Origin of the sequence: Corynebacterium sp. KPL1986 (assembly GCF_000477975.1) — a bacterium.
GTDB classification, from domain to species: domain Bacteria; phylum Actinomycetota; class Actinomycetes; order Mycobacteriales; family Mycobacteriaceae; genus Corynebacterium; species Corynebacterium accolens.
Map to the genome: position 1 here is coordinate 2331977 of NZ_KI515719.1, position 24035 is coordinate 2356011.

General features: G+C 63.0%; 23 protein-coding genes. 13 read left to right on the plus strand and 10 right to left on the minus strand.

Annotated features, from left to right (window positions below; genetic code table 11):
* The first annotated feature begins 92 nt into the window (after positions 1–92).
* The 4 genes from HMPREF1287_RS10795 to groL all read left to right on the plus strand — a co-directional run bounded on the left by HMPREF1287_RS10795 (position 93) and on the right by groL (position 4190).
* The gene (locus HMPREF1287_RS10795; protein ID WP_034653450.1) at positions 93–698 is read left to right on the plus strand and encodes an ABC transporter ATP-binding protein; all 606 of its coding nucleotides are present in this window, start codon (positions 93–95) and stop codon (positions 696–698) included.
* Positions 682–1944, plus strand: a complete 1263-nt coding sequence (locus HMPREF1287_RS10800) for an FtsX-like permease family protein (protein WP_023016782.1) — start codon at positions 682–684, stop codon at positions 1942–1944. Before HMPREF1287_RS10795 ends, HMPREF1287_RS10800 begins: the two co-directional genes overlap by 17 nt.
* 311 nt (positions 1945–2255) lie before the next feature.
* On the plus strand, positions 2256–2549 hold the full coding sequence (gene groES, locus HMPREF1287_RS10805) for a co-chaperone GroES (protein ID WP_005277188.1): 294 nt from the start codon (positions 2256–2258) through the stop codon (positions 2547–2549).
* Positions 2550–2558: 9 nt separating this feature from the next.
* Positions 2559–4190: a chaperonin GroEL gene (gene groL, locus HMPREF1287_RS10810; protein WP_023016783.1), complete on the plus strand. Its 1632-nt coding sequence runs from the start codon at positions 2559–2561 to the stop codon at positions 4188–4190.
* A gap of 368 nt (positions 4191–4558) precedes the next feature.
* On the opposite strand, the gene HMPREF1287_RS10815 is transcribed toward groL, so the two are convergent.
* Positions 4559–4855 (minus strand): WhiB family transcriptional regulator, encoded by a 297-nt coding sequence (locus HMPREF1287_RS10815; RefSeq protein ID WP_023016784.1) that lies wholly within the window; start codon positions 4853–4855, stop codon positions 4559–4561.
* A gap of 420 nt (positions 4856–5275) precedes the next feature.
* On the opposite strand from HMPREF1287_RS10815, the gene HMPREF1287_RS10820 reads away from it, so the two are divergent.
* Both HMPREF1287_RS10820 and HMPREF1287_RS10825 read left to right on the plus strand, forming a co-directional pair.
* Complete coding sequence (locus HMPREF1287_RS10820; protein WP_005277195.1) at positions 5276–5848, plus strand: sigma-70 family RNA polymerase sigma factor; 573 nt, start codon at positions 5276–5278, stop codon at positions 5846–5848.
* Positions 5849–5913: 65 nt separating this feature from the next.
* Positions 5914–6672, plus strand: a complete 759-nt coding sequence (locus HMPREF1287_RS10825) for a hypothetical protein (protein WP_023016785.1) — start codon at positions 5914–5916, stop codon at positions 6670–6672.
* 19 nt (positions 6673–6691) lie between these two features.
* Here the strand turns inward: HMPREF1287_RS10825 and HMPREF1287_RS10830 are convergent, their stop codons facing one another.
* The gene (locus HMPREF1287_RS10830; protein ID WP_005277198.1) at positions 6692–7063 is read right to left on the minus strand and encodes a DUF5319 domain-containing protein; all 372 of its coding nucleotides are present in this window, start codon (positions 7061–7063) and stop codon (positions 6692–6694) included.
* Between the two features lie 120 nt (positions 7064–7183).
* Between HMPREF1287_RS10830 and guaB the strand changes: the two genes are divergently transcribed.
* From guaB to guaA, 3 genes are all read left to right on the plus strand, one after another.
* On the plus strand, positions 7184–8704 hold the full coding sequence (guaB, locus tag HMPREF1287_RS10835; protein ID WP_023016786.1) for an IMP dehydrogenase: 1521 nt from the start codon (positions 7184–7186) through the stop codon (positions 8702–8704).
* Positions 8705–8711: 7 nt separating this feature from the next.
* The gene (locus HMPREF1287_RS10840; protein ID WP_005277202.1) at positions 8712–9863 is read left to right on the plus strand and encodes a GuaB3 family IMP dehydrogenase-related protein; all 1152 of its coding nucleotides are present in this window, start codon (positions 8712–8714) and stop codon (positions 9861–9863) included.
* A 254-nt stretch (positions 9864–10117) separates the two neighbouring features.
* Positions 10118–11692: a glutamine-hydrolyzing GMP synthase gene (gene guaA / locus HMPREF1287_RS10845; protein ID WP_023016787.1), complete on the plus strand. Its 1575-nt coding sequence runs from the start codon at positions 10118–10120 to the stop codon at positions 11690–11692.
* A gap of 63 nt (positions 11693–11755) precedes the next feature.
* Here guaA and HMPREF1287_RS10850 read toward each other — a convergent pair whose 3' ends face one another.
* Both HMPREF1287_RS10850 and HMPREF1287_RS10855 read right to left on the minus strand, forming a co-directional pair.
* On the minus strand, positions 11756–12820 hold the full coding sequence (locus tag HMPREF1287_RS10850) for an HNH endonuclease signature motif containing protein (protein WP_023016788.1): 1065 nt from the start codon (positions 12818–12820) through the stop codon (positions 11756–11758).
* A gap of 137 nt (positions 12821–12957) precedes the next feature.
* Positions 12958–13377, minus strand: a complete 420-nt coding sequence (locus HMPREF1287_RS10855; protein WP_023016789.1) for a hypothetical protein — start codon at positions 13375–13377, stop codon at positions 12958–12960.
* A gap of 97 nt (positions 13378–13474) precedes the next feature.
* On the opposite strand from HMPREF1287_RS10855, the gene HMPREF1287_RS10860 reads away from it, so the two are divergent.
* Both HMPREF1287_RS10860 and HMPREF1287_RS10865 read left to right on the plus strand, forming a co-directional pair.
* Complete coding sequence (locus HMPREF1287_RS10860) at positions 13475–14104, plus strand: hypothetical protein (RefSeq protein ID WP_034653455.1); 630 nt, start codon at positions 13475–13477, stop codon at positions 14102–14104.
* Positions 14101–15633, plus strand: a complete 1533-nt coding sequence (locus HMPREF1287_RS10865; protein ID WP_023016791.1) for a DNA polymerase Y family protein — start codon at positions 14101–14103, stop codon at positions 15631–15633. Before HMPREF1287_RS10860 ends, HMPREF1287_RS10865 begins: the two co-directional genes overlap by 4 nt.
* On the opposite strand, the gene HMPREF1287_RS10870 is transcribed toward HMPREF1287_RS10865, so the two are convergent.
* Entirely contained in the window at positions 15630–16187 is a 558-nt protein-coding gene (locus HMPREF1287_RS10870; RefSeq protein ID WP_023016792.1) for a hypothetical protein, read from the minus strand. The two genes, HMPREF1287_RS10865 and HMPREF1287_RS10870, sit on opposite strands and share 4 nt — an antisense overlap.
* A 110-nt stretch (positions 16188–16297) precedes the next feature.
* Between HMPREF1287_RS10870 and HMPREF1287_RS10875 the strand changes: the two genes are divergently transcribed.
* Complete coding sequence (locus tag HMPREF1287_RS10875; RefSeq protein ID WP_023016793.1) at positions 16298–17170, plus strand: sucrase ferredoxin; 873 nt, start codon at positions 16298–16300, stop codon at positions 17168–17170.
* Here HMPREF1287_RS10875 and HMPREF1287_RS10880 read toward each other — a convergent pair.
* The 3 genes from HMPREF1287_RS10880 to HMPREF1287_RS10890 form a co-directional block, all read right to left on the minus strand.
* Positions 17157–17837, minus strand: a complete 681-nt coding sequence (locus HMPREF1287_RS10880; protein ID WP_005277229.1) for a methionine ABC transporter permease — start codon at positions 17835–17837, stop codon at positions 17157–17159. The two genes, HMPREF1287_RS10875 and HMPREF1287_RS10880, sit on opposite strands and share 14 nt — an antisense overlap.
* Entirely contained in the window at positions 17834–18871 is a 1038-nt protein-coding gene (locus HMPREF1287_RS10885; protein ID WP_023016794.1) for a methionine ABC transporter ATP-binding protein, read from the minus strand. Before HMPREF1287_RS10885 ends, HMPREF1287_RS10880 begins: the two co-directional genes overlap by 4 nt.
* Before the next feature lie 72 nt (positions 18872–18943).
* Positions 18944–19807, minus strand: coding sequence for a MetQ/NlpA family ABC transporter substrate-binding protein (locus HMPREF1287_RS10890; RefSeq protein WP_023016795.1), 864 nt, complete (start codon positions 19805–19807; stop codon positions 18944–18946).
* Between the two features lie 136 nt (positions 19808–19943).
* Between HMPREF1287_RS10890 and HMPREF1287_RS10895 the strand changes: the two genes are divergently transcribed.
* The gene (locus HMPREF1287_RS10895; protein WP_023016796.1) at positions 19944–23063 is read left to right on the plus strand and encodes an error-prone DNA polymerase; all 3120 of its coding nucleotides are present in this window, start codon (positions 19944–19946) and stop codon (positions 23061–23063) included.
* 164 nt (positions 23064–23227) lie between these two features.
* On the opposite strand, the gene HMPREF1287_RS10900 is transcribed toward HMPREF1287_RS10895, so the two are convergent.
* Together HMPREF1287_RS10900 and HMPREF1287_RS10905 are read right to left on the minus strand one after the other, a co-directional pair.
* Positions 23228–23446 carry a helix-turn-helix transcriptional regulator gene (locus HMPREF1287_RS10900; protein ID WP_023016797.1) on the minus strand — a complete coding sequence of 73 codons (219 nt, stop codon included), beginning with the start codon at positions 23444–23446 and terminating at the stop codon, positions 23228–23230.
* The gene (locus HMPREF1287_RS10905) at positions 23439–23987 is read right to left on the minus strand and encodes a hypothetical protein (RefSeq protein WP_023016798.1); all 549 of its coding nucleotides are present in this window, start codon (positions 23985–23987) and stop codon (positions 23439–23441) included. The genes HMPREF1287_RS10900 and HMPREF1287_RS10905 overlap by 8 nt, the downstream gene beginning before the upstream one ends.
* Between the last annotated feature and the right edge of the window lie 48 nt (positions 23988–24035).

Genomic DNA, 24035 nt, shown 5'->3' on the forward strand with positions numbered 1-24035 from the left:
GCGCCGGGGTGGTGGCAGTAGAGCTAGCCCCACCATTTTTCGGGCAGCCTTCCCCATCGCGCGTGCCGGGCACGGCCGGTGGAATGGAAGGCATGTTAAAAGCACAGAATCTGAGCAAGCGCTACGGCAGCCATACCGCACTCGCCGAGGTGGACCTAAGCATCGAGCCGGGGGAATTTGTCGCGATTATGGGGCCATCCGGAAGCGGCAAGACAACGCTGTTGAACCTGCTCTCCGGGCTGGATAAGCCTAGCTCCGGCACGGTCAACGCGCCGGGCCGCACGGAGCGCGCCTTCGTATTCCAGGACTATAACCTGCTGGAATCGCTCAACGCCTGCAAAAATGCCACGTTGACCGCGCACTTTTCCGGCCGGCGCTGCAGCCGGGACGCGGTGCAGAAGACCTTTGCGTCTCTGGGGCTTGACGGGCTGGAGCGCCGCCTGCCCGCGCAGCTGTCCGGCGGCCAGCAGCAGCGCGTCGCCGTCGCCCGCGCCTTGCTGGCCGGTGCGCCGTATATCTTCACCGATGAGCCTACGGGCGCGCTTGACGATGCCACCGCCCAACTCGTCCTCACCCACCTCCGCACCGCCGCACGGGGCGGGGCCGCGGTGGTCATGGTGACCCACTCGCACCTTGCCGCGGAGGCCGCCGATCGCATTATTGAGCTCCAGGAGGCCAACCATGCTGGTGTGGCTTAAGGACTTACAAAGCAATTGGCTATCCTGGCTTGCCGTGGCCTTGACCATGGTGGTCTCATCGGCTGCGTGTGCGCTGGCGGTATCGATGCTGGTGGCCACCTCGGACGCGGATGATGATCCCACGGGGCCTCTCGGTGGCACCGTGCTGGGCATGGCGGTCTGCGCCGTCGTGTTGATTACGTTGTCGCAGATGCGGCTGATCATTGAGGAACGCGAACCCGTCTACCGCTCGTGGCGCATGATCGGCATGCCTGGGTGGATGATCAATAGCTTCATCGTGGGGCAGGTGAGTGCCGTGAGCGCTATCGCGGCATTCATCGGGACCTTCCCGGCGCGCCTATTGGTCGACCCTATGACCGCGGCCTTTCGCAGCGACGGGATTCCCATGCCGGAGTTGGCCATTACCCCGTTGGTCATCCGCATCGCTGTATTTGTCTGCGTGGCATCGGCGGTCTGCGGTGCCCTCATACCGCTGCGCCGGGTCTTTCGCCCGCGGGTGGAACCGCGCCGCGTGTGGGTGATGCTGCGCTGCCTTGTGGCTGCCGGTTTGGTGGGCGGTGCCGTGTACGGCTGCCTGCAGATAGAGGAGCCGGCCGATAGCATCGCCGCTTCCATGGGGCTGGTCATCCTGGTGGCATTCATGACGCCATGGCTCATGCCCGCCGTGGACCAATGGACGCGACTATGCGGCATCGCCGGGGCCAATGTGCGGGTGCGCCGCCGCTTTTCCGTGCCCCATATCGTCCCGTGGGTGCTGTTTGGTGGCTTGATTGTCGCGGTCGGCTCGGGGATAAGGATGTTCAAAAGTAGTATGGGCGACTTAGACACCTTGTCATCGGGGCAGGTCTTCGCGGCGTTTCTCGGCCCAGTCGTGGCCCCAAGCATCGTTGGTGCGGTGTTGACTTCACTCATTATGCGCTCGCGCATCGCCAGCGATGTTCGCGGACTGCGGTTGGCCGGTGCCTCGCCAGCAGCGTGGGTGCGGGTGCAGGTGGGCGAGGCCTTCTGCCTGACTATTACTGCTGCGGCCATAGTCATCACCTTGAGCGTGGCGGTGGTCGCGCTGCTCAACCACCTGCTGCAGACCGATTCTCATTCCGGGATGAGCGCCCTATGGGAGGGCTTCGCCGGGGTGTGGTGGGCGCCATTCGGCCTAATTTTTGGCGCCATGTTTCTTGCGCTGTGCGCGGTCAAGCTCATTCTCGCGGGATTCCTGCGCTCAACCGCCCAGATCCGCACAAACTGATGGATGAATCGCCGATATTCTGATGGGTAGAACGCGCTCAAACTGATGGGTGAAACGGCTTCAAACTGGTGGATGGATTTAAAATGACTGCTCAAGGCTGCTTATTCACCGTCTTTGACCTACACGGCGCATTAGTGTGGCCCCGCTGCGGGGGTCGCGTCGTTGTTGAGGGTTAGCAGTCACGAGGGTAGAGTGCTAATCAGGTTGTTTGACCCACAGTTGTTCACCCGCGACGACGGCTGTGCTGGACATCCACAACCGGCACGCGCGCGCCATTAAGGCGCGCAAACGAACAATACGGAGGAAACATCATGGCAACTATTAAGCCGCTTGAGGACCGCGTCCTCGTACAGATCGTAGAAGCAGAATCCACCACCGCATCCGGCCTGGTTATCCCGGACTCCGCAAAGGAAAAGCCGCAGGAAGCAACCGTTATCGCCGTCGGCCCGGGCCGCTGGGAAGACGACGATGACCGCATCCCCATGGACGTTAAGGAAGGCGACACCGTTGTCTTCTCCCGCTACGGCGGCACCGAGCTGAAGTACGACGGCGAAGAGTACTTGCTGCTGAGCCAGCGCGACATCCTCGCCATCATCGAGAAGTAGGAACTACTTATGGCAAAGCTTATTGCATTCGACCAAGAAGCTCGCGAGGGAATTCAGCGCGGCGTCGATACGCTGGCTGATGCCGTTAAGGTCACCCTCGGCCCACGCGGCCGCAACGTCGTATTGTCCAAGGCCTTCGGTGGCCCGACCGTTACCAATGACGGCGTGACCATCGCCCGCGATATTGACGTCGAGGAGCCCTTCGAGAACCTCGGCGCGCAGCTGGTCAAGTCCGTTGCGGTCAAGACCAACGACATCGCTGGCGACGGCACCACCACCGCGACCTTGCTGGCCCAGGCGCTCATCTTTGAGGGCCTGCGCAACGTTGCAGCTGGCGCTAACCCAATTGAGCTCAACCGCGGCATCTCCGCAGCGGCGGAAAAGGCCGTCGAGGAGCTCAAGGCACGCGCCACCCCGGTCAACTCCGCCTCCGAAATCGCGCAGGTAGCCACCGTGTCCTCCCGCGATCCGGAGGTCGGCGAGATGGTCGCCGGCGCCATGGAAAAGGTGGGCAAGGACGGCGTCGTCACCGTCGAGGAGTCCCAGACCATGGACTCCACCGTGGATGTCACCGAAGGTATTTCCTTTGACAAGGGCTACCTTTCCCCGTACTTCGCTACGGAGGAAGAGACCAACCACGCGGTGCTTGATGATGCCGCCATTTTGCTCGTCCGCAACAAGATTTCTTCCCTGCCGGACTTCTTGCCGCTGCTGGAAAAAATCGCGGAGACCAACCGCCCGACCCTCATCATCGCGGAAGACGTTGAAGGCGAGCCGCTGCAGGCGCTCGTGGTCAACTCCATCCGCAAAGTCCTGAAGGTTGCCGCCGTAAAGGCACCGTACTTTGGCGAGCGCCGCAAGGGCTTTATGGATGACTTGGCCGTAGTTACCGGCGCCACCGTGGTGGACCCTGAGGTGGGCGTAAACCTGAACGAAGTCGGCCTCGAGGTGCTGGGTTCCGCGCGCCGCGTGACCATCACCAAGGAAGACACCGTGCTTGTCGATGGCGGCGGCAGCGCCGCAGCCCTCGATGATCGCCGTGAACAGATCCGCGGCGAAATCGCCCGCACCGATTCCACCTGGGATAAGGAAAAGCTCGAGGAGCGCTTGGCCAAGCTCTCCGGCGGCGTCGCCGTTATCCGCGTCGGTGCCGCTACCGAGACCGAGGTCAACGAGCGCAAGCTGCGCGTCGAGGACGCCATCAACGCCGCCCGCGCGGCCGTAGAAGAAGGCGTCATCGCCGGCGGCGGCTCCGTGCTGGTGCAGATCTCCAAGGAACTCGAGTCCTTTGCCCAGGACTTCGAGGGCGAGGCTAAGGTCGGCGTGCTCGCCGTCGCCCGCGCTCTGACCCGCCCGGCATTCTGGATCGCAGAAAACGCAGGGCTCGATGGCTCTGTCATCGTCTCCCGCGTATCTGAGATGGCCAACGGTGAAGGCTTTAACGCCAACTCCCTGGAGTACGGCAACCTCATCGATAACGGCATCATCGATCCCGTGAAGGTCACCCACTCCGCAGTGGTCAATGCCACCTCCGTTGCCCGCATGGTTCTTACCACCGAGGCATCCGTCGTGGAAAAGCCGCAGGAAGAAGACAACGCTGAGGCCGGTCACGGCCACGGCCACGGCCATCACCACCACTAATTCCTGCGCTATAGCCCAGAGCCCGCCGCAGCCTCCCCGTCTTATTGGGTCGGCTTGCGGCGGGCTTCTGGCTTATACGTAAAGCACGCGGAAACCATAACCCGTGCGATGCCCCGGTAGGCCTTTTTAGCCGCCAGTGGCAGAAGGAGAGAGGATAGTTCACAAAAGCCGCCAAGCTTTGGGTTCCTCCTCAGCCGGCGGCCGCCTCGTCTTTAGTGGCACGCCCCAGGACTTAGCGGGCTCGAAGGAGTCCCTCACGGGGCGTTATTTGCAGCAGGCGCTGGCCAAGCAGGGCTAGTCCGGAACCCCGGACTCCCGCCCGCCGCGAGCGAGGTGTGTGGGCTTTACGCGCTAACTTAAATTGTGGCTTAAGCGTTGACCGTTGCGCGGCGACGCTTGCGCAGCGCCACCACGCGCTCAGACTCGCTCATTCCGCCCCAGACGCCATACGGTTCGGCCGAACGCAGGGCGTGCTCGCGGCAGAGCTCGATAACCGGGCAGGAATTGCAGATGGCCTTGGCGCGGTTTTCGCGCTGGGCACGGGCGCGGCCACGCTCTCCGTCTGGATGGTAAAACACGTCCGAGTTTTCACCGCGGCACGCACCTTGCAACTGCCAATCCCATACATCTGCAGTAGGTCCGAGAAGAGACTTGGACTGAGACACGTTTCTTAAGCTCCTTATAACAGGACGAGAATTCTTACGCTGGCGGCCGGTGGAGAGTCATCCGCGAACCGCAACGATTTGTAGTGTGTCGCGTCTTGGTAAACAAAGGGTTACTAGTATTTAACTTCTAGGTATTGTATCTATTTATGGGACTCGTTAGCGCCCATTTACCTGCAATAATGGCTAAGGTTAACGAATTATGAATTTTCCTCTTTCTATTGTGCAGGGGCCATAAACCCGCCTTCAAAGCGGGTACAACGCGCTAGGCGTGGGTTTCTTGGTGGTGTTTTCCTTGCTAGGGCATCGCCAAGCAAGGGCAGTGCCGAGGCGGAGGTGTGAAACGCAGTTGCCCCTTTGCACTCCCTGCCCCAGAGGAAATATGGTTGAATATCGATTTAATAGTCTGCAGAGGGTGCACTCGTGAGCGATAAGGATAAAGAGCTAGCGGAACTCGTCCCGCTGGCCGCTGGTGGTAGCCGCCGCGCACTGCAATCTATCCTGCAAATTATTCATCCGCAGGTGCTGCGCTATTGTCGTGCGCGCATCGGTGGCGGGCGCCAGCCCACCGCGGAAGACGTGACCCAAGAAATCTGCCTCGCCGTCGCCACCTCTATCGATTCCTATGAAGACAAGGGCCGGCCGTTTATGGCCTATGTCTACGGCATCGCTTTTAATAAGGTCACCGATGCCCACCGCGCCATGGGCCGCGACCGCTCTACACCCACCGAAGAGCTTCCAGAAAGCACCGCGAACGAGGCGACTCCCGAGGAATGGGCGCTAGAAAATGACGGTAGTAACAGAATGCGCGCCTTGCTCGATACCTTAAGTGACAAGGCAAAAAACATCGTTATTTTGCGCGTGTTCGTTGGTCTTTCGGCAGAAGAAACCGCCGATATCGTGGGGTCTACCCCGGGTGCGGTTCGCGTCGCACAGCACCGAGCTCTCGCACAATTGCGAAAGGCTCTTGGGCAACAACTAGCTACCGAGGGCTAAAGCCACAACCCCCGCTCTAGTCGCACGCGTACACCTTAAGAAAGGAAGGAGGGACAGAAACCATCATGGCCTCCAAGCATTCTAAAAAGAATAACGATGACCTGACGGAGCAGCTCCAGCCCTTGGTAGATGATGATGCATTCCTCACCGAGCTGTCGCAGGGCAAAGATCCCTCCAACGGCAGCGATGAGCTCGCTGGGCTACTGCTGGGGCTGAAGCGGGACATCGATAAGCAGATGCCGCCAGCCCCGCGCGTGGATGGGGTAGAGGAAGAACCGGAAGTCGTAAGCCTCAATAAGGTGCGGTCTCGCCGGCGCAATCGCCCCGTGATGCATGGGCTTATCGGCGCGGCCGCCGCCACCGTGATCCTCGCCGGTGCGGGCGGGGTCATGGTTAATTCCGGCGCCTTTGATCGCCCAGATGAAACCCGCAACGTGGAGCTGGCTGGGACCTTAGATGAGATGGAATCCCGCGCGGCAGAGGGAGATATCGAAGGCGCGCGCGAGCTCATGAAGGAAGCCCGCGCCAAGCTCGAAGAGGCCGAAGGCAAGGAAGAAAACGCCATCGCCGCCAAGGAAGAGGCCGAAAAGAAGCGCTCTGCCCGTCCGAAGCACACGACCGTGACGGAAACCGCCACCGAGACCGTGCCGGGGCAGCAGCCGCAGGACAAGCCCGAACCGGCGCCGAAGACCGTGACGGAAACGCAGTACCAGACCTCAACCGTGGTGGTAACGGAGCAAGCACCGGGGAACTCGCAGCCGGAGACGCGCGAGCCCGAAGAAAGCCCCACCACAACCATTCAGTTGGGGCCAGGCTCCGAGTAACTAGGGCGGTACTTACGCCCTAGCGGTTTTCCAAGCCGTCGACGTAACCCAGCGCGTAGTCCCACGGCACGTAGCGGCGCGGGTCCGGCTCTGCCCCCGGCTCGTGTACTGGGGCGAGCTCGCCTGCCAGCGTGGCGCGCATATTGGCGGCCATAATGTCCCACTCGTAGAAGTGGTTTTCCTGGCAGTCTTCACACAGGAAGAAGATGCCATCGATCCCGCGCGGGCCGAGCACACTTGCGAATTTCTCTACCAAGGCGAGATCGTGGATAAGGGCGAGGCGGTCTTCATCGGAAAGCGGCATGACCTGCTCGTCCTCCTCCAAGAAGGAGGCGGGGTCATTCGGATCGTCTGCAAAAGGATCGCGGGGCATATTGGCGAAGAAGTTCACGCCTGCGAGCCTATTGAACTTGCCCGCTTAAGGCAATTAACCCCTAGCCTGAATGGTGTCATTGGCTGGGCACGCACTACAGTTGGGGTAGCCGCTGAACCTGTTTAAGGAGATACCTCGATGAGCGATTACCCTATTCACACTGGTGGAGATGACCCGAACAAGGTAGCCCTGCGCGGCTTGACCTTTGATGACGTGCTTCTTTTGCCCGCCGAGTCCAATATCGTGCCCTCCGAGGTCGATACCGGCGCGCAATTTACCCGCAATATTCGCCTAGGCGTGCCGCTGGCATCCGCAGCGATGGATACCGTGACCGAGGCCCGCATGGCCATCGCCATGGCGCGCCAGGGCGGCATCGGCGTGCTGCACCGCAACCTTTCTGCGGAAGCACAGGCTGAGCAGGTAGAAATCGTCAAACGCTCCGAGTCCGGCATGGTCACGGACCCGGTCACCGCCCGCCCCGAGATGACTATTGGCGAGGTCGACGCCCTGTGCGCCCGCTTCCGCATTTCCGGCTTGCCGGTCGTGGATAAGGACGGCACCCTGCTGGGCATTTGCACCAACCGCGATATGCGTTTCGAGCCGGATTTTGACCGCAAGGTCAGCGATGTCATGACCGCGATGCCGCTCGTCGTCGCGCGCGAGGGCGTGTCCAAGGACGAGGCCCTGGAGCTTTTGTCGGCCAATAAGGTAGAAAAGCTGCCGATTGTTGATGCAAATAACAAGCTCATTGGCCTTATTACCGTCAAGGACTTCGTCAAATCCGAGCAGTACCCCAACGCCTCCAAGGATGCTTCCGGCCGCCTGTTGGTTGCCGCGGGCATTGGTACCGGCGAGGAGTCCTATCAGCGCGCCGCCGCGCTTGTCGATGCCGGCGTTGACGCCCTTGTCGTCGACTCCGCCCACGCCCACAACAACCGCGTGCTCGAGATGGTTTCCCGCGTGAAGAAGGACTTCGGCGACAAGGTCGATGTCATTGGCGGCAACCTCGCCACCCGCGAGGCCGCCCAGGCGATGATCGACGCCGGCGCGGACGCCATCAAGGTCGGCATCGGCCCGGGCTCCATCTGCACCACCCGCGTCGTCGCCGGCGTCGGCGCGCCGCAGATCACCGCGCTGATGGAGGCCGCAGCCGTCGCCGCTCCCGCGGGCGTGCCGGTCATCGGTGATGGCGGCATGCAGTACTCCGGTGACATCGCCAAGGCGTTGGCCGCCGGTGCCGATACCGTCATGCTGGGCTCCATGTTCGCCGGTACCACTGAGGCACCCGGTGACATCGTGGTCTACCAGGGCAAGCAGTACAAGCGCTACCGTGGCATGGGTTCCATGGGCGCCATGCAGGGTCGCGGGCTTTCCGGCGAAAAGCGTTCCTACTCCAAGGACCGCTACTTCCAGGCCGATGTGCGCAGCGAGGACAAGCTGGTGCCAGAAGGCGTGGAGGGTCGCGTGCCCTTCCGCGGTGAGATCGATGCCATCGTGCACCAAATCATCGGCGGCCTGCGCGCGGCCATGGGCTACACCGGCTCGGCCACCCTAGATGAGCTCAAGACCAAGCGATTTGTCCAGATCACCGCCGCGGGACTGAAGGAATCCCACCCGCACCACCTGCAGCAAATCGCCGAAGCCCCGAACTACCGCTAGGACAAACATGCGTGAATACGCCGAAATCGGCATCGGCCGCGAGGCCCGCCGCACCTTTGATTTAGACCAGGTCTCCATCGTCCCCCAGCGCCGCACGCGCTCGTCCAAGGACGTGGATACCACCTGGAATATCGATGCCTATACCTTCGATACCCCCTTCGTTTCGCACCCCACCGATGCGCTCGCCACGCCCGAGTTCGTCATCGAGATGGGCAAGCAGGGCGGGCTCGGTGTCATCAACGCCGAAGGCCTGTGGGGCCGCCACGAGGACCTTGAGGGTGCCTTGGCGCGCATCTATTCCCAACCGGGCGATAACTCCACCATTCAGGAGTTGCACGCCGCCCCGCTTGACGATGCCCTCCTTGCCTCCCGCATCGCCCAAGTGCGCGAGTCCGGCGTGACCGTCGCCGTGCGCGTTTCGCCCCAAAATGCCCGCGAGATGGCGCCCAAGGCCATCGCGGCTGGGGCCGAGTTACTGTTTATCCAGGGCACGCTGCTGTCCGCGGAGCACGTCGCCACGGGCGGCGAGCCGCTGAACCTGAAGGAATTTATCGGCTCGCTCGAAGTACCCGTCATCGCCGGTGGCGTGGCGGACTACACCACGGCGCTGCACCTGATGCGCACCGGGGCGGCCGGCGTCATCGTGGGCGCGGGCGTGACGACCAACGCGGAAACCGTCGGCATCGATACCGCCATGGCCACCGCCATTGCCGATGCCGCCGCCGCCCGCCGCGACTACCTCGACGAGACCGAAGGCCGCTACGTGCACATCATTGCGGATGCGGAATTCGATAACTCCGGGACCATCGCCAAGGCCTTCGCCTGCGGCGCCGATAGTGTCGCGCTCGGCCCCCTTCTTGCCCAGGCCCGAGAGGCAGGCGGTAGGGGATGGTACTGGCCGGCTACCGCAGGCCACCCGCGGTTCCCGCGCGGATACGCGCAGTTCGCGGGCGTCGATACCGACCTCGATGTGGATTTCCTCACCGCAGGCGATGCTGCGCCCGTGGCTGCGCCGAGCCTGGAAACCGTGCTGCACGGCCCATCCAGCGAACCATTCGGCCGCACCAACCTCGTGGGTGCGCTGCGGCGTGCCCTCGCAAAGTGTGGGTACACCGACTTGAAGTCGTTCCAGAAGGTCGAGCTCGCGGTGCGCTACTAATTAGCGCGCGGCGCGCCTTGCACCGTGCAAGCCCGCGCCGCTCGCCCCGAATCCCGCCGCGCGCCGAATCGCTGTGCCCTGGCGCAGCCGCGCTCACGGCTTCCTGGCGCACCCTGTATTACTTGTGTCCATGGGCCCTTGCGCACCCCGATTCGCTTGCGCGCCCCGCGCCACTACGGCGCGAAAGCCGCCGCAAAGCCCCGCAGGGGCAAGCGCTTCCTGGGCCGCGGGGCCGATGGGTTAGACTATGGGGCGTGACTAAGCCAAATACTACCCCGCGCCCAGTCCTCGTCGTGGACTTTGGCGCTCAGTACGCGCAGCTCATTGCCCGTCGCGTGCGCGAGGCCAAAATCTACTCCGAGGTTGTTTCCAACTCCGCCTCTATCGAGGAAATCAAAGCCAAAGACCCCGCCGCGCTTATTTTGTCCGGCGGCCCGTCGTCCGTCTATGCCGACGGCGCCCCAGCGCTCAAGCCTGAGCTGCTGGAGCTCGGCGTACCAGTCTTCGGCATTTGCTACGGCTTCCAGGCCATGAACCACATCCTCGGCGGTACCGTATCTTCTACCGGTGAGCGTGAATACGGCCGCACCGATATCGACGTCAAGGGCGGCATCCTGCACGAGGGCCTCGAGCCCACGCACAAGGTATGGATGTCCCACGGCGACGCCGTCTCCGCCGCCCCCGAGGGCTTCGACGTAACCGCAACCTCCGCCGGCGCCCCAGTCGCCGCGATGGAGTGCCCGGCCAAGCAGATGGCCGGCGTGCAGTACCACCCAGAGGTGCTGCACTCGCCCCACGGCCAAGAAGTGCTCACCCGCTTCCTCACGGAGATCGCCGGTCTGGAGCAGAACTGGACCGCCGATAATATCGCCGAGCAGCTCATCGCGGATATCCGCACCCAAGTAGGCAAGGAAGGCCGCGCTATTTGCGGCCTGTCTGGTGGCGTGGACTCTGCGGTCGCTGCAGCCTTGGTGCAGCGCGCCATTGGCGATCGCCTGACCTGCGTCTTCGTCGACCACGGCCTGCTGCGCGCGGGCGAGCGCGAGCAGGTCGAAACCGACTTCGTCGCTTCTACCGGCGCCAAGCTAGTCACCGCGGATGAGCGTTCTGCCTTCCTAGCCAAGCTGGCAGGTGTGAGCGATCCAGAGGCTAAGCGCAAGGCTATCGGGGCGGAGTTCATTCGCTCCTTTGAACGCGCCGTAGCCGGCGTGCTTGCCGATGCCCCCGCCGGCTCCACCGTCGATTACCTCGTCCAGGGCACCTTGTACCCGGACGTCGTTGAATCCGGCGGCGGCGACGGCACCGCCAATATTAAGTCGCACCACAACGTCGGCGGCCTCCCGGATGACGTCGAGTTCGAGCTCGTCGAGCCGCTGCGCCTGCTCTTTAAGGACGAGGTGCGCGCGGTGGGCCGCGAGTTGGGCCTGCCGGAAGAGATCGTCGGCCGACAGCCCTTCCCGGGTCCCGGCCTGGGCATCCGCATCATCGGCGAGGTCACCGAGGACCGCCTCGAGACCCTGCGCCAGGCGGATCTGATTGCCCGCACCGAGCTGACCAATGCCGGATTGGACGAGCAGATTTGGCAGTGCCCGGTCGTGCTGCTTGCCGATGTCCGCTCCGTCGGCGTCCAAGGCGATGGCCGCACCTACGGCCACCCCATCGTGCTGCGCCCGGTATCTTCCGAGGACGCCATGACCGCGGACTGGACCCGCTTGCCGTATGACGTGCTAGAGAAGATCTCCACCCGCATCACCAACGAGGTTAAGGACGTCAACCGCGTGGTCTTGGATTGCACCTCCAAGCCACCGGGAACCATCGAGTGGGAGTAAAACCCACAAAACGGCATGCGTATAAGGCGCTCAGTACTTGAGCGCCTTTTCGCATACCTGCGGCTAGTTGCGGGGTGTTACGGGTGGCCGCCAGACGATGCGACCGCCCACCCTTTCTAGCCGCCCGCGCCGAGGCGGGGCATTGGGATCGTCGTCGTTGATGCCGTTGTGGTAAGCACAGCACACGACGAGGTTGTTCATATTGGTCTCCCCGCCGCGGCTCCAGGCCGTGAGGTGGTGGACCTGGGATAAATCGGCCGGTTGATTGCATCCGGGCCAGGCGCAGCGCGGATTTTCCGCGGCCGCCATCATCCTCTGCTTATCGGTGGCCACGCGCGCCGTGCGGTAGAGGTTGACCGGCCCTTCTACAGGATGCACGAGGGTGACATAGCCCGTTTCGCCATCACCGCTGCCGTTGCCGCTGGGGCCGGGGGCGGAATAGCCGGCATCGTTAAGCACGCGGCGCAGGTACTCGGTACCGGACATGGTCGCACCGTTGGTGAGATCGAGTTGCACGTCGTCGCCGTGGCCGTCGCGGAGGCGAATGAATTTCTCCAGCGGCACGATGGCGTTGGTGACCACCGTGGAGCGCGCGGCGCTGCCGGCGCCGAAGAAGATATCTTCCACCGCCTGCAGCGGCTTTTTATCGGCGGCTGTAATCGCGCCCTGCAGATCCGCAATGAAGCGGGAGGTACCAGTAATGGCGAGCGTCCAGTAGTCATTGGGGCGCCGGTAGGTGCGCACGCCGGGGCTGACCGTGGACTTTTTCATCTCGCGCACCCGGCGCCGGGCGTGTTTGATAATGGCGCTCATCTCCGCGGACATCGCACAGCACTCCGCGCGCAGCTCCCACGCCTGCTTCTTGCTGGGCGCGCGGTTGACCACGCGCTCGATGCCGGCGAGGAGGGCAATGGGGTGGGAGTTGGCGCGGGCATCGGCAATGGCGCGGCGCTGCATCCGGCTAAAGGCGGTGCGGCCGTAGTAGCTTTCGCATAGAAGGAGCAGGTCGGCGGCGATGGCATCGGGCGCGCCGCGCTCCATAAGCTCAGACCCAGAGAGCCCGCGGCACGCGGCGATGATATCCATGCCGGGCGCGAGGGCGGTGAGGTAGGTCTCGAGTGCGTTCATGCCGCCTACGCTAGGGCGGTGTTAGCCCGCGCTCAATCGCTAGGGCAACCGCAAAGGCGCAATTTGTGGATAACCCGGATCCGTAGCGTGAAAACCAGGGGAAATCCTGTGGATAAGTCCCCGCAGTGTCGCATGGATTAGACAAAGGCCAGTCGGCGCGTGCCATCCACGTGGGGGAAGGCGATAAAACTTATACCTGAGACCGCAACCCACACCAGCGCCGAGCCCCACGCGGGCAGGCCGAGGATGGGCGCGAGCATAATAAGGAGCCATAAAATCATCAGCGGTACTAGCTGCGCGATGGTGGGGATGAGATCGGCATCGTGCCGGTCGGCATAGGAGCGCATCTCGCGGCGGTAGGGGTGGGCAAAGACCAAGACGAAGGCCGCCACGAGGCAGACCGCGGCCCCAGATAGGGTGGCGAAGAAATGGGTGCGGGTGGTCAGCAGCGCGACGGTGGCACCGAGCAGGATGGAGGATCCGAGGCGCACCCACGGCGGGGTGGGGATGGGGGTTGGATTCTCGCGCATAGCACCGTAGGCCTCGTTCAGGTTCATGCGCTTAAGACTACCATTCGAACATACAGTTGCATGTGTCCGGTGGAGGGTTCATACTGTCTGGGTGAGTCAAACGAACGTTCGCCTGGAAAAAGCGGTGGCGGGACTGGATAGGTCCGACCGCGTTGCGGTGCTGCGCGCCCGCATGCAGGCGATGGAGCAGGAGGATGAAGACGAGCTGGTAGATACCGTTCCCCAGCTGGCGCGGCTACTTCCCGCAGGTGGTCTCGCCCGGCGGAAGGTGGTTTCGTGTGTGGAATGTCCCGCGCTCGTGGTGGAGCTTATCTGCCATCTTACGGCCCGCGGGGGCCATGTGGGGATAGTGGGGTGGCCGGATCTTTCTCTCGCACAGGTTGCCGAAATGGGGAGTCTCAATAACGTGGTCACCGTCCCCGATCCGGGCCTGGAGGCATGGGCGGTAACCAGCGTGCTTACAGAAGGTATGGACCTTATTATCCACCATGGCCCGTCCAGCGAATTGAGTCCAGCCAAGGCACGGCCGGTGTGGGCGAAGATCCGCGGTGGGCAGGCCGCGGTGCTGACCGTGGGCGCGCGGCTGCCGGGCACCGCGGTGCGCATTGGGGCGGAGGTGAGTACGTATCGGGGCATCGGCAAGGGCAGCGGGCGCATCCGCGGCGTGGATATTGATCTTGCGGTGGACTCGAAAAAGGGCACGGCGCGCGGGAGCCTCACCATGGGCGAAGCCCGCAGGTTGGAGGCCGTATGAGGGTGGCCGCGGTGTGGTTTCCGGATTGGCCCATCCAGGCGGTTGGGCAGGCGGGGCCGGTGCTGATCGCGCGCAATCATGCGGTGCTGGTGTGCGATAGCGCGGCGCGCCGGGCGGGCATTCGGCGTGGGATGCGCCTGCGACAGGCCCAGGCGATTTGCCCTGAGGTAAAGGTGGTGGAGGCGAACCCGGATAGGGACGGCGCGGCCTTCGCGGAGATTGCGGCGGGCTTGGACGCCGTGGCCTCGTCCGTGGAGGTGCTGCGGCCCGGCCTGGCCATCGTGGACGCGGGGGCGGCGCTGCGCTATCACGGGCCGGAGGCGCTGGAGATGCTTGCCGATGCCACCGCGCACGCCGGTTTTGATTCCACCCTCGGCGTGGCAGACGAGATCGCCACGGCCATCATCGCGGCTCGGCACCGCGGGGTAGGCGCGGTGGTGCCGGAGGGCGGGTCCCGGGATTTCTTGACCGCCCAGCCCGTGGGCGTCTTAGCCGAGGAGGCTGCGCTGGGGTTTTCTGCGGAATTTGTGGCCCAGCTGCAGAAATTGGGCGTGCGCCGGTTAGGTGATGTGGCGGAGCTGCCGTTTAAGCAGGTGGTCACCCGGTTTGGGCAGCAGGGCAAACGTGCGCACGAGGTGGCGCACGCGCGGGCGGACCGGCGCGTGTCCCCGGAAATGGCGCGGCCCGATCTGTCCGTGAGCAGCGAGCAATCCATCGAGCGCGTGGATGCGGCGGCATTCGTGGCCCGGCAATTGGCCGCGCAGCTGCACGTGCGGTTGGCGGAGGCGGAAGTGGTGTGCGTGCGCCTGCGCGTGGTGGCGGAGCTGGCCACTGGTGAAACCGTGGCCCGGGTATGGCGCACGCACGAGGCGTTGACGGAGCAAGCGACCGCGGACCGGGTGCGCTGGCAGCTGGATGGGTGGCTTACGGCGGCGCGCTCGAGCGGCAAGGACGGCGCCGCGATCGTGCGGCTGGTGCTCGAGCCGGTGGAGGTGGCTAGGCCGCAGGCCGATGGCCTCTGGGGCGGGGATACCTCGCAGGAACAGGTCAAGCGGGTGATTTCGCGCGTGCAATCGCAGCTGGGCATAGATCGCGTCTTGCAGCCGCGGGCCGCCGGTGGCCGTGGGGTGACCGAGCGCATCGAGTACGTTCCCTATGGGGAGCAGCGCGATGCCACGCCGCAAGGCAGCTGGCCAGGCAGGATTCCCGCGCCGCTTCCCGCACGCCTAGGCGGCGGGCCGAACCACCCGGCCGCGCGCATTCGGCTTATCGATGCCGTCGCCCGGGACGTCATCGTCACCGCCGAGGCCCTCCTATCCTCTGTGCCCGTGGCGCTCGGGTGGGGCGCGCACCGCTACCGCGTTATCGGCTGGGCTGGCCCGTGGCCGGTGGATACGCAGTGGTGGACCGAAAAACCACAGCATGCGGCGCGGCTACAAATTGTGGGCCAGGCTGAGCGGGAACAGCGCCAGCGCGCCTGGCTCTTGGTGTGGGCAGAGGGGCGCTGGCGCGTGGAAGCGACGTATTAGGAGCGAATATCTACCACGAGGCGCGTGGGATTTTCTAGCACCTGTACGGAATAAGGCTTGCGCTGGTTCATGCCGATGACAAACTGGCTGCGGCCCTCGTAGGTGCGGCCGTTGACCACTTGGGTAATAACGCCGCCGGCAGGTGCCTCGACGATGCCAATGCGCGGCTCGTCGATGCCTGCCTCAAACGGATAGACCACGCCATCGATATTGACATTGAGCGCGGTATCACCGGAATAGTTAATGGGTTGGCCAGAGCCTTGCTGCTTGGGATTATCGGCGTAATCCACGAACCAGCCCGGGGAACCCTCGCCCTCGAGCTCGAAGACGGCGCGCTCAAAACCATCGTGCTGGCCCACGCGCACCTTGGTCACCACGAGCTGCGAAGGGGCCTCTGGGCGCAGCGTTTTCATGCTCATATCCGCCTCACCCAGCGGGTTGATGTGCGAGTTTCCCACAGAGGCCGCCATGGTGGTGTCATCCGCTGATTCGGTGCTGCAGCCGGTGAGGAAGGCTGCGGCGGCAAGCAGGAGCGAGAGGCGGGCTTTATACATGACCACTAGAGTATAATTTCCAGTAATTGCTGCCTAGCGTTGGGGGCAGATCTTGACCGAATTGTTGCCAAATATGTGAGCTGAGTTGCAGACGGGATAGGCTAAGATACATGACCGATTTCTGTTCAGATTACCAGGTGGAACCGCTGCCCGGCACGGCGAAAAAAGAGTCCGTATTTGTCCTCTTTGAGTGGCCCGGCGGCTGGTCGCGCGATGTGCTTGATGGCGATACTTTTGGCCCGGAGCTCACGGCCCAGCTGAAGAAAAAACTCAAGGGCCAGGCCGGGCTGCAATTGATTCGCCGCCCCGGCCGCGATGGCCGCCAAATCGGCACCATGCACCGGTGCTACCTGGTGTGGGCCGAGCAGGGCGTGATGGAATTGGTCCTTTTGACCGGACCGGAAAAGATCCTGGATTTGGATCTCACCGCGCCGGGCCGCAACGGGGGAGGATCTCTCGAAACACCGCTGGTTTTGGTGTGCACCCACGCTAAGCGCGATAAGTGCTGCGCCGTGAAGGGCCGGCCGCTCGCCGCGGAGCTGGTGGAGGATTACCCGGATATGGTGTGGGAGACCTCGCACACGAAGGGGCACCGCTTCGCGCCCTCGGTCATGCTCATGCCCTGGGCCTATTCCTTTGGCCGGATGAATAAGGAAGCCGCCGCGCAGATGATTGCGGCGGCGGCGCAAGGAAAGTATTTCTACCCGGTCAATCGCGGGCGCGGCATCTTCGGCCCGCGCGGCCAGGTGGCGGAGTTGGCGGTAGCGCGCGAGCTTATCGATGCCTCCGAGGACCTCTACTACGGTCAGCTCCACGCAGAAGACGAAAAGCAGGGCCCCGTGGTCACGCATGCCGATGGCCGGCAGTGGACCGTGGCGCTCGAGCAGCGCGCCGTGGAGGGAGTGGTTTCTTCCTGCGGCGACGCGCCCAAGACCGGCAAGGCGCTTGTGGCCACGGATGTGGAGCTTATTAGCGGCGCATAACCTTGGAAGATAGCCAGTTGCCAAAGAACTGCGCGGCCTGCACCAGCACGATGATGATAAGCGTGGCCACGACGGTGACTTCCCACTCGAAGGCGCGGTAGCCGTAGACGATGGCGAAGTCACCCAGTCCGCCGCCGCCGACGTAGCCGGCCATGGCAGACATATCCACGATGGCGATAAAGAGGAAGGTATAGCCCAGAATCAGCGGGCCAAGGGCCTCCGGGATAATCACGGAGGTAATGATCTTCCACGGTGAGGCGCCCATGGCGCGGGCGGCCTCGATAACGCCCGGGTCGATGGCCACGAGGTTTTGCTCCACCACGCGCGCTACGGAGAACGTGGCGGCGATGACCATCACGAAAGTGGCCGGTTCGCGGCCGATGGACCCGCCCATCACGGCGACGGTGAGCGGCTGCGCAAACGCCAGCAAAATAATAAACGGGATGGGGCGAACGAAATTCACCAGCAGGTTGACCACCAGGTAGACGGCCTTATTTTGCAGGATGCCGCCCGGGCGGGCGGTGTAGAGCAAAATACCGAGCCCCAGGCCCAGAATGCCGGCGACGACGAGGGTGGTCGAGACCATGATGAGGGTGTCGACGATGGCATCGACAAGCGATCCGCCCAAGCGGTCCCAGTCGGCGGCGGCGAGATAGTTGACGTTCATCGTTCAATCTCCTCAATTTGAGTGGTGGCAGATAGGGCGCGGTAGAACTCTTCGATGGCGGCATCGTCGCCGCTCAAGCGCACGGTGAGCTTGCCAAAGGAGTGCTGCTGCAAGGTGGTAATGCCGCCGTGGACGACGGCGATGGATACGCCCGCATCCTTCAGCTTGGCCGCGGCGCCGAAAAAGCCGGATTCCTCGGTCAGGTTGATGGTAAACAGGCGGCCCTCGTGGGCGAGCAGGTCATCGGTTTCCACCACGTCGGGCTCATTGCGCAGCGAGGTGGCGACGAACTTGGCGGCCACGGCGGTCTGGGGATTGGAAAAGACCTGGTAGACGCTGCCTTGTTCCACGACGTGGCCATTTTCCATCACCGCAACCTTATCCGCGATGGAGCGCACGACCTCCATTTCGTGGGTGATGACCACGATGGTGATGCCGAGCTCCTTATTCACCCGGCGCAGCAGGTCGAGGACCTCCTGCGTGGTGGTGGGGTCGAGGGCGGACGTGGCTTCATCGGCAAGCAGCAGCGAAGGATTCGTGGCCAGGGCGCGCGCGATGCCCACGCGCTGCTTCTGGCCGCCGGAAAGCTGCTCCGGGTAGCTTTTCCCCTTATCTCCCAGTCCAACAAAATCCAGCAGCTCCTGCACGCGCTGTTGGCGCTCGCGCTTGCCGATGCCCTGCAGCTGCAGCGGGTACTCAATATTGCCCGCCGCAGTCCGGGAATTCATGAGGTTAAACTGCTGGAAAATCATGCCGATATTGCGGCGGATGCCGCGCAGTTTCTTTTCGGACATGCCGACGATATTTTGGCCATCGAGTAGCAACTCACCGGACGTGGGCGTATCCAGGCCGTTGATCATGCGGACCAGGGTGGATTTGCCGGCGCCGGAGTAGCCGATGATGCCGATGATTTCGCCGGAATCGACGGTCAAGGAGACATCGTCAAGAGCTTTGACCTTGGCCTTTTTCTGCTGGAAGACCTTGGTGATATTGCGGAACTCAATGCGAGTGCCGTTCTGGGTGGAATCTGCCACGGGTTGCGTCCTTAGTGAGGAAGTGCCAAACCCCGCCGGGGTGAAAACCGGCGGGGTAGAAGGCAAGGGTGATTAGTCCAAATCTGCTTCGAGCTTATCCAGGATTTCCTGGAGTTCTTCTGGGGTGCGCTCGACCTCGACGGAGGTGCCTGCGGAGTCCTCGTCGACACCCTTTTGTACCGCATCGGAGTGCCAGAGCTCGGCGAGCTTCTTGATGTCCTCGTTATCGGCGTCTTCCTCGCGAACGGCGAAGACGTTGATATAAGGCTCTGCCTCTTCGGAGTTCGGGTCATCCTGGAAGACGGCGGTGGCCGGGTCGATGCCGGCGCGCTCCAGGAAGGAATTATTGATAATCGCCGGGGTGCCCTCGCCGTGTGCGGATGGGGTCTGGGCTGCATCGACCGGCACGACCTTGACCTTGGACTTCTTCTCATCGATGTCCAGCGGGGTCGGGGTGATAAGCCCGTCCTTCTTCAAGGTGATAAGGCCAGCCTGGACCAGCACGTTGATGGCGCGGCCCTGGTTGGTGGAGTCATTCGGGATGGCAACTTCTTCGCCCTCGATGCCGTCGAGGGAGTCGTGGCCCTTCCAGAACAGCGCCAGCGGCACGATTTCGGTGGCGACGATGGGCACCAGGTTGGTGCCGTTGCCGTGGTTGTACTCAGCCAGGAACTTCAGGTGCTGGAAGTTGTTGGTATCCAGCTCGCCCTGGTTTAGGGCCTGGTTCGGGGTGTTGTAATCCGAGAAGGACTTGATGTCGATGTCGTAGCCGGCGTCCTTGGCTTCTTGCTCAAAGGCAACCCAGGCCTGCTTTGCATCATCGGTGGTGCCAACGGTGATGGTCTTGTCATCATCTGCGTCGGAGGAGCAGGCCACGAGGCTGGTGGCGGCGACGGTAACGGCGGCGGTAGCGGCCGCTGCGCGACGAATCTGCATGAGGTCCCCTTACATGTAGGAGTTGAAATAAATTGACCGTTTAGCAATCTAGCAATAAGCGAACCGCTTTGTCTATTGAACGCGTCTCATTGCGTCGGGTTGTATAGAACACCAATTCGACATTACCCTGTGAAGGGTGAAATTTAATGGTGGAAAGGCGCTGCCGTGGTCGCGTTTAGAAAGGATACTATCCGGCAAGGACACTGCCGCGCCCGTCGCCGTGCATCACCTCGGTGGCGGCGATGAGTCTGTCCAGCGTGGGCACTCCGCCGTGCCCTTTGCGGAGCTGCACGCGGTAAGCTCCTATAGCTTTCTCGACGGTGCCGCCGGGCCGGAAGAGCTGGTCGCCCGCGCCTTAGAGCTTGGCCTCGAGGGGTTGGCCGTTGTGGATCGGGATGGCTTCTACGGCCTGATGAAATTCGCGGAAGCCGCAGCTAAGGCCGGACTTCCGGCCATATACGGCGCGGAGCTTTCCCTTGCGGAATCCCCGGTGACCGTGTTGGCGCGCACCCCGGAAGGCTACCGCCGCCTCTCGCGCCTTATCGCCCGCGCGCGGATGGATGCCGGGGAGAAGGGGAGTGTCGCGTACCCGCCCCTAGACGCCGTGGCGCGCGAGCTAGAAGGGGAGTGCTTTTTCCTGCTGGGGTGGGAGGCTATACAAAAAATCGATCACGTTCTCGAAAGAATAAAAATAGACAGCATAGTTCTCGAATATGCGTGCACAATGTCTCCCGAAGATGCGGATCACCACCGTTTCCTGGATAAGTACAATAATCTCCGCGCCATCGCAACCGCTCGACCTGCGGCAGCAACGCGCGACCAGGTAAGGCTCGCCGCCGCTAAACGCGCCTTGGCGCACCGTCAATCCTTAGAGGAAGCCGCACCGGATGCCCACCCGATGGGCGCAGGCTGGATGCGCTCCGGCGAGCAGATGGCCCAGTTGCTTCCCGGCCGGCCCGAGCTTATCGCCGAAACCGTGCACCTTGCCCGCGAGTGCTCCTTTACCTGGGGTGCCCTTGCTCCCAACCTGCCGGATTTTGTCGTCCCGGAGGGGCATACCGAGATGAGCTGGCTCGAACACGAGGTATGGCGGCGCGGTAAAAAGCGCTACGCCTCGCGCCCGCCCGAAATACAGGCTAAGGCGAAAAAGCAGATGCGGCACGAGCTGGGCATCATCAAGCAGCTGGGCTTTCCAGGCTACTTCCTCATCGTCTGCGACCTGGTGGATTTTTGCCGCCAGGAAAATATCCTCTGCCAGGGGCGCGGCTCGGCGGCCAATTCCGCCGTCTGCTTCGCGCTGGGCATTACCAACGCCGAGCCCATTTCGGCGCAGCTGCTCTTCGAGCGCTTCCTGTCGCCGGATCGCGATGGCCCGCCCGATATCGACATCGACATCGAATCCGGCCGGCGCGAGGAGGTCATCCAGTACGTCTATCGCACCCACGGTCGCGACCGTGCTGCACAGGTTGCCAACGTCATTACCTACCGCCGCAAGGGTGCTACCCGCGACGCCGCACGCGCGTTGGGCTACCCGCAGGGCTCGGCCGATGCGTGGTCGAAGGGCATAGCCGAGCCGCCTGCCGATGTCTCCTTACTCGCCGAGCAATTCCTCGACCAACCGCGCCACCTCGGCATCCACTCCGGCGGCATGGTCTTATGCGACCGGCCGATCGCGGACGTGGTGCCGATGGAATGGGCCCGCATGGAAGGCCGCTCCGTGCTGCAGTGGGATAAGGACGATTGCGCCGCCGCCGGGCTGGTGAAATTCGACCTGCTGGGTCTCGGCATGCTGGAGGCGCTGCACCACATGATCGATGCCGTGCGCGCCACCACCGGCCGTGAGGTGCGCCTGTGGGAGCTCGACCTGGCCGAGCCCGCGGTCTATGACATGCTCTGCCGCGCCGATGCCGTCGGCGTCTTCCAGGTGGAGTCCCGCGCGCAGCTGGCCACGCTGCCGCGGCTCAAACCGCGCTGCTTCTTCGACCTCGTGGTGGAGGTCGCGCTCATCCGCCCCGGCCCCATCCAAGGCGGTTCCGTGCACCCCTACCTGCGCCGGCGCGATGGCCTCGAGCCCGTGACCTATGACCACCCGGTGCTGGAGAAATCGCTGGGCAAGACCTTGGGCATCCCGCTTTTTCAAGAGCAGCTGATGCAGATTGCGGTGGATGCCGCCGGTTTTACCGGCGCCGAGGCCGATGACCTGCGCCGCGCCATGGGCTCGAAGCGCTCACCGGCCAAGATGGCCGCGCTGCGCAGCCGCTTTTTCGAGGGCCTGCGCGCCACCAACGGCATCGACGGTGAGGTCGCGGAGAAGCTCTGGGCCAAGATCACTGCTTTCGCCGCCTACGGTTTCCCGGAATCGCACTCGCAGTCCTTCGCCTCGCTGGTGTATTTTTCCGCGTGGTTCAAGCATCACTACCCGGCGGAGTTCTGCGTGGGCTTGTTGCGCGCGCAGCCCATGGGCTTTTATTCGCCGCAGTCGCTCATTCAGGACGCCCGGCGCCACGGCGTGCGCGTGCTTCCAGTGAGCATCAACGATTCCGGCGCGCAGGCCAGGGCGTTGCCCACCGGAGAGATCCGGTTGGGCCTCAACCTCATCAAGGGTCTGGGGGATAAGGCCGCCGAGCGCGTGGAGGCCGCCGCGCCCTTTAGCAGCGTCTCCGATCTGTCGCGCCGCGCGGATCTCAGCGTGGAGCAGGTGGAGGCGCTGGCCACGGCGGGGGCGCTGGAGTGCTTGGGGTTGGAACGCCGCCAAGCGCTTTGGCAGGCTGGCGTCGCCGCCACCGAGCGCGAGGGCATGTTGCCTGGCACGTCTGCGCTCGCCTCGCCGCACCTGCCCGGCATGTCGGCCTTCGAGCTGATGGCTACCGATGTCGCCGCCACCGGCGTCACTCACGATAAGCAGCCTATGGAGTTAGTCAGGGCCGCGCTTGGCGATGTCCTGCCTTCCTCCCACCTTCCCCACGTCCCCGATGGCACCCGCGTGCGCATCGCCGGCATCATTACGCACCGCCAGCGCCCGCGCACCGCCTCCGGCCTGACCTTTTTGGGCGTGGAGGACGAAACCGGCCTGATGAATGTGATGGTCTCGCCCGGGCTGTGGTCCCGGCAGAAGGTGCTCGCCCGCACCGCCCGCGCCCTTATCATCCGCGGCATCGTGCAAAATGCCACCGGCGTGGTAAGCGTGGTTGCAGACAAGCTCGAGCCGCTGGATTTTGGCGATTTCCTCTCGCGCGGCTCCCGCGATTTCCGCTAGTTTTCTTCGCATCGAAGCCCAAAAGCGGTGGCTAGGCCGAGAAAACATCGCCGGCCAGTACTAAGCGCCTGCGGTGAGCTAGTTAGCCATTAAGAGTTCTTCCTATAGATTTCCGTGGACCTAGGTCAAAGTACTGCATAAACCCAACACTCTGACAAGGTTTTCTATTCCACTTCGAAGATATCGCCCGGCTGGCAGTCCAACGCCGCACACAGTGCCGCAAGGGTGTTAAAGCGCACGGCCTTGGCGCGATTATTCTTCAGGACGGACAGGTTAACTGGCGTGATACCTACCTCTTTGGCGAGTGCCGCTCCGGTAATACCGCGCTCCTCCATTATCCGGTCGAGGTGGCAGATCACCTGGGGTTCTTGCTCCTCAGACAAGGCCTTCGACCTCCTCTTCGAGCTTGCTGCCGCGCTTGATGGCAACTGAGAAGAGCTGGAGGGTGCAGACAAAAAGGTAGGGCAGCGCAAGCTCGCCTAATGAGGAACCGCTCTGGTTGGCCCACCAGTCAATGTCGAGCTGCGAGGAAGCCCAGTTATTGCCCATACCTTCGAGTGGGAAGCGTCCGATAAACCAGACGAGAATCCCCAAGGTCATTCCATTAAGGAAGCGGACATTTTTCGTATTGAAAACCTGCCCACGAAGCATTGGTTTGACCAAGCGGTAGGCGAAGAACGCGATAATCAAGATTCCTGCAATCTTGACGACGAGCCCCGCAGTGAGCATCCAGAATGGCCCGCCGTCGAGGTTGTGCTTGCTTAGGCCTTCCGGGATGGCCGCGCTCAGCGCGGTGGAAAAGCGTCCGGTGACAAGGTCGCGCAGGTAGGTGGGGCCGAGGATGATAATGGTGAACAGGCAGAGGGTGGCCGCCGCAGTAATTTCGCGGCGCTCAGTTTGGGAGGTGGGTTGCGGGGTGGTCATGACAATCCTTTCCGTCGATTCCTTATCGACTTTCGATGTTGTCGTAAT

Bases quoted from the DNA above. Each gene is read 5' to 3' on its own strand.
- groL (WP_023016783.1), top strand. From the start codon at position 2,559: ATGGCAAAGCTTATTGCATTCGACCAAGAAGCTCGCGAGGGAATTCAG.
- HMPREF1287_RS10875 (WP_023016793.1), top strand. From the start codon at position 16,298: ATGACCGATTTCTGTTCAGATTACCAGGTGGAACCGCTGCCCGGCACG.
- HMPREF1287_RS10840 (WP_005277202.1), top strand. From the start codon at position 8,712: ATGCGTGAATACGCCGAAATCGGCATCGGCCGCGAGGCCCGCCGCACC.
- HMPREF1287_RS10800 (WP_023016782.1), top strand. From the start codon at position 682: ATGCTGGTGTGGCTTAAGGACTTACAAAGCAATTGGCTATCCTGGCTT.
- HMPREF1287_RS10905 (WP_023016798.1), bottom strand. From the start codon at position 23,987: ATGACCACCCCGCAACCCACCTCCCAAACTGAGCGCCGCGAAATTACT.
- HMPREF1287_RS10825 (WP_023016785.1), top strand. From the start codon at position 5,914: ATGGCCTCCAAGCATTCTAAAAAGAATAACGATGACCTGACGGAGCAG.
- guaB (WP_023016786.1), top strand. From the start codon at position 7,184: ATGAGCGATTACCCTATTCACACTGGTGGAGATGACCCGAACAAGGTA.
- HMPREF1287_RS10795 (WP_034653450.1), top strand. From the start codon at position 93: ATGTTAAAAGCACAGAATCTGAGCAAGCGCTACGGCAGCCATACCGCA.
- groES (WP_005277188.1), top strand. From the start codon at position 2,256: ATGGCAACTATTAAGCCGCTTGAGGACCGCGTCCTCGTACAGATCGTA.
- HMPREF1287_RS10865 (WP_023016791.1), top strand. From the start codon at position 14,101: ATGAGGGTGGCCGCGGTGTGGTTTCCGGATTGGCCCATCCAGGCGGTT.
- HMPREF1287_RS10890 (WP_023016795.1), bottom strand. From the start codon at position 19,807: ATGCAGATTCGTCGCGCAGCGGCCGCTACCGCCGCCGTTACCGTCGCC.
- HMPREF1287_RS10850 (WP_023016788.1), bottom strand. From the start codon at position 12,820: ATGAACGCACTCGAGACCTACCTCACCGCCCTCGCGCCCGGCATGGAT.
- HMPREF1287_RS10855 (WP_023016789.1), bottom strand. From the start codon at position 13,377: ATGAACCTGAACGAGGCCTACGGTGCTATGCGCGAGAATCCAACCCCC.
- HMPREF1287_RS10880 (WP_005277229.1), bottom strand. From the start codon at position 17,837: ATGAACGTCAACTATCTCGCCGCCGCCGACTGGGACCGCTTGGGCGGA.
- HMPREF1287_RS10870 (WP_023016792.1), bottom strand. From the start codon at position 16,187: ATGTATAAAGCCCGCCTCTCGCTCCTGCTTGCCGCCGCAGCCTTCCTC.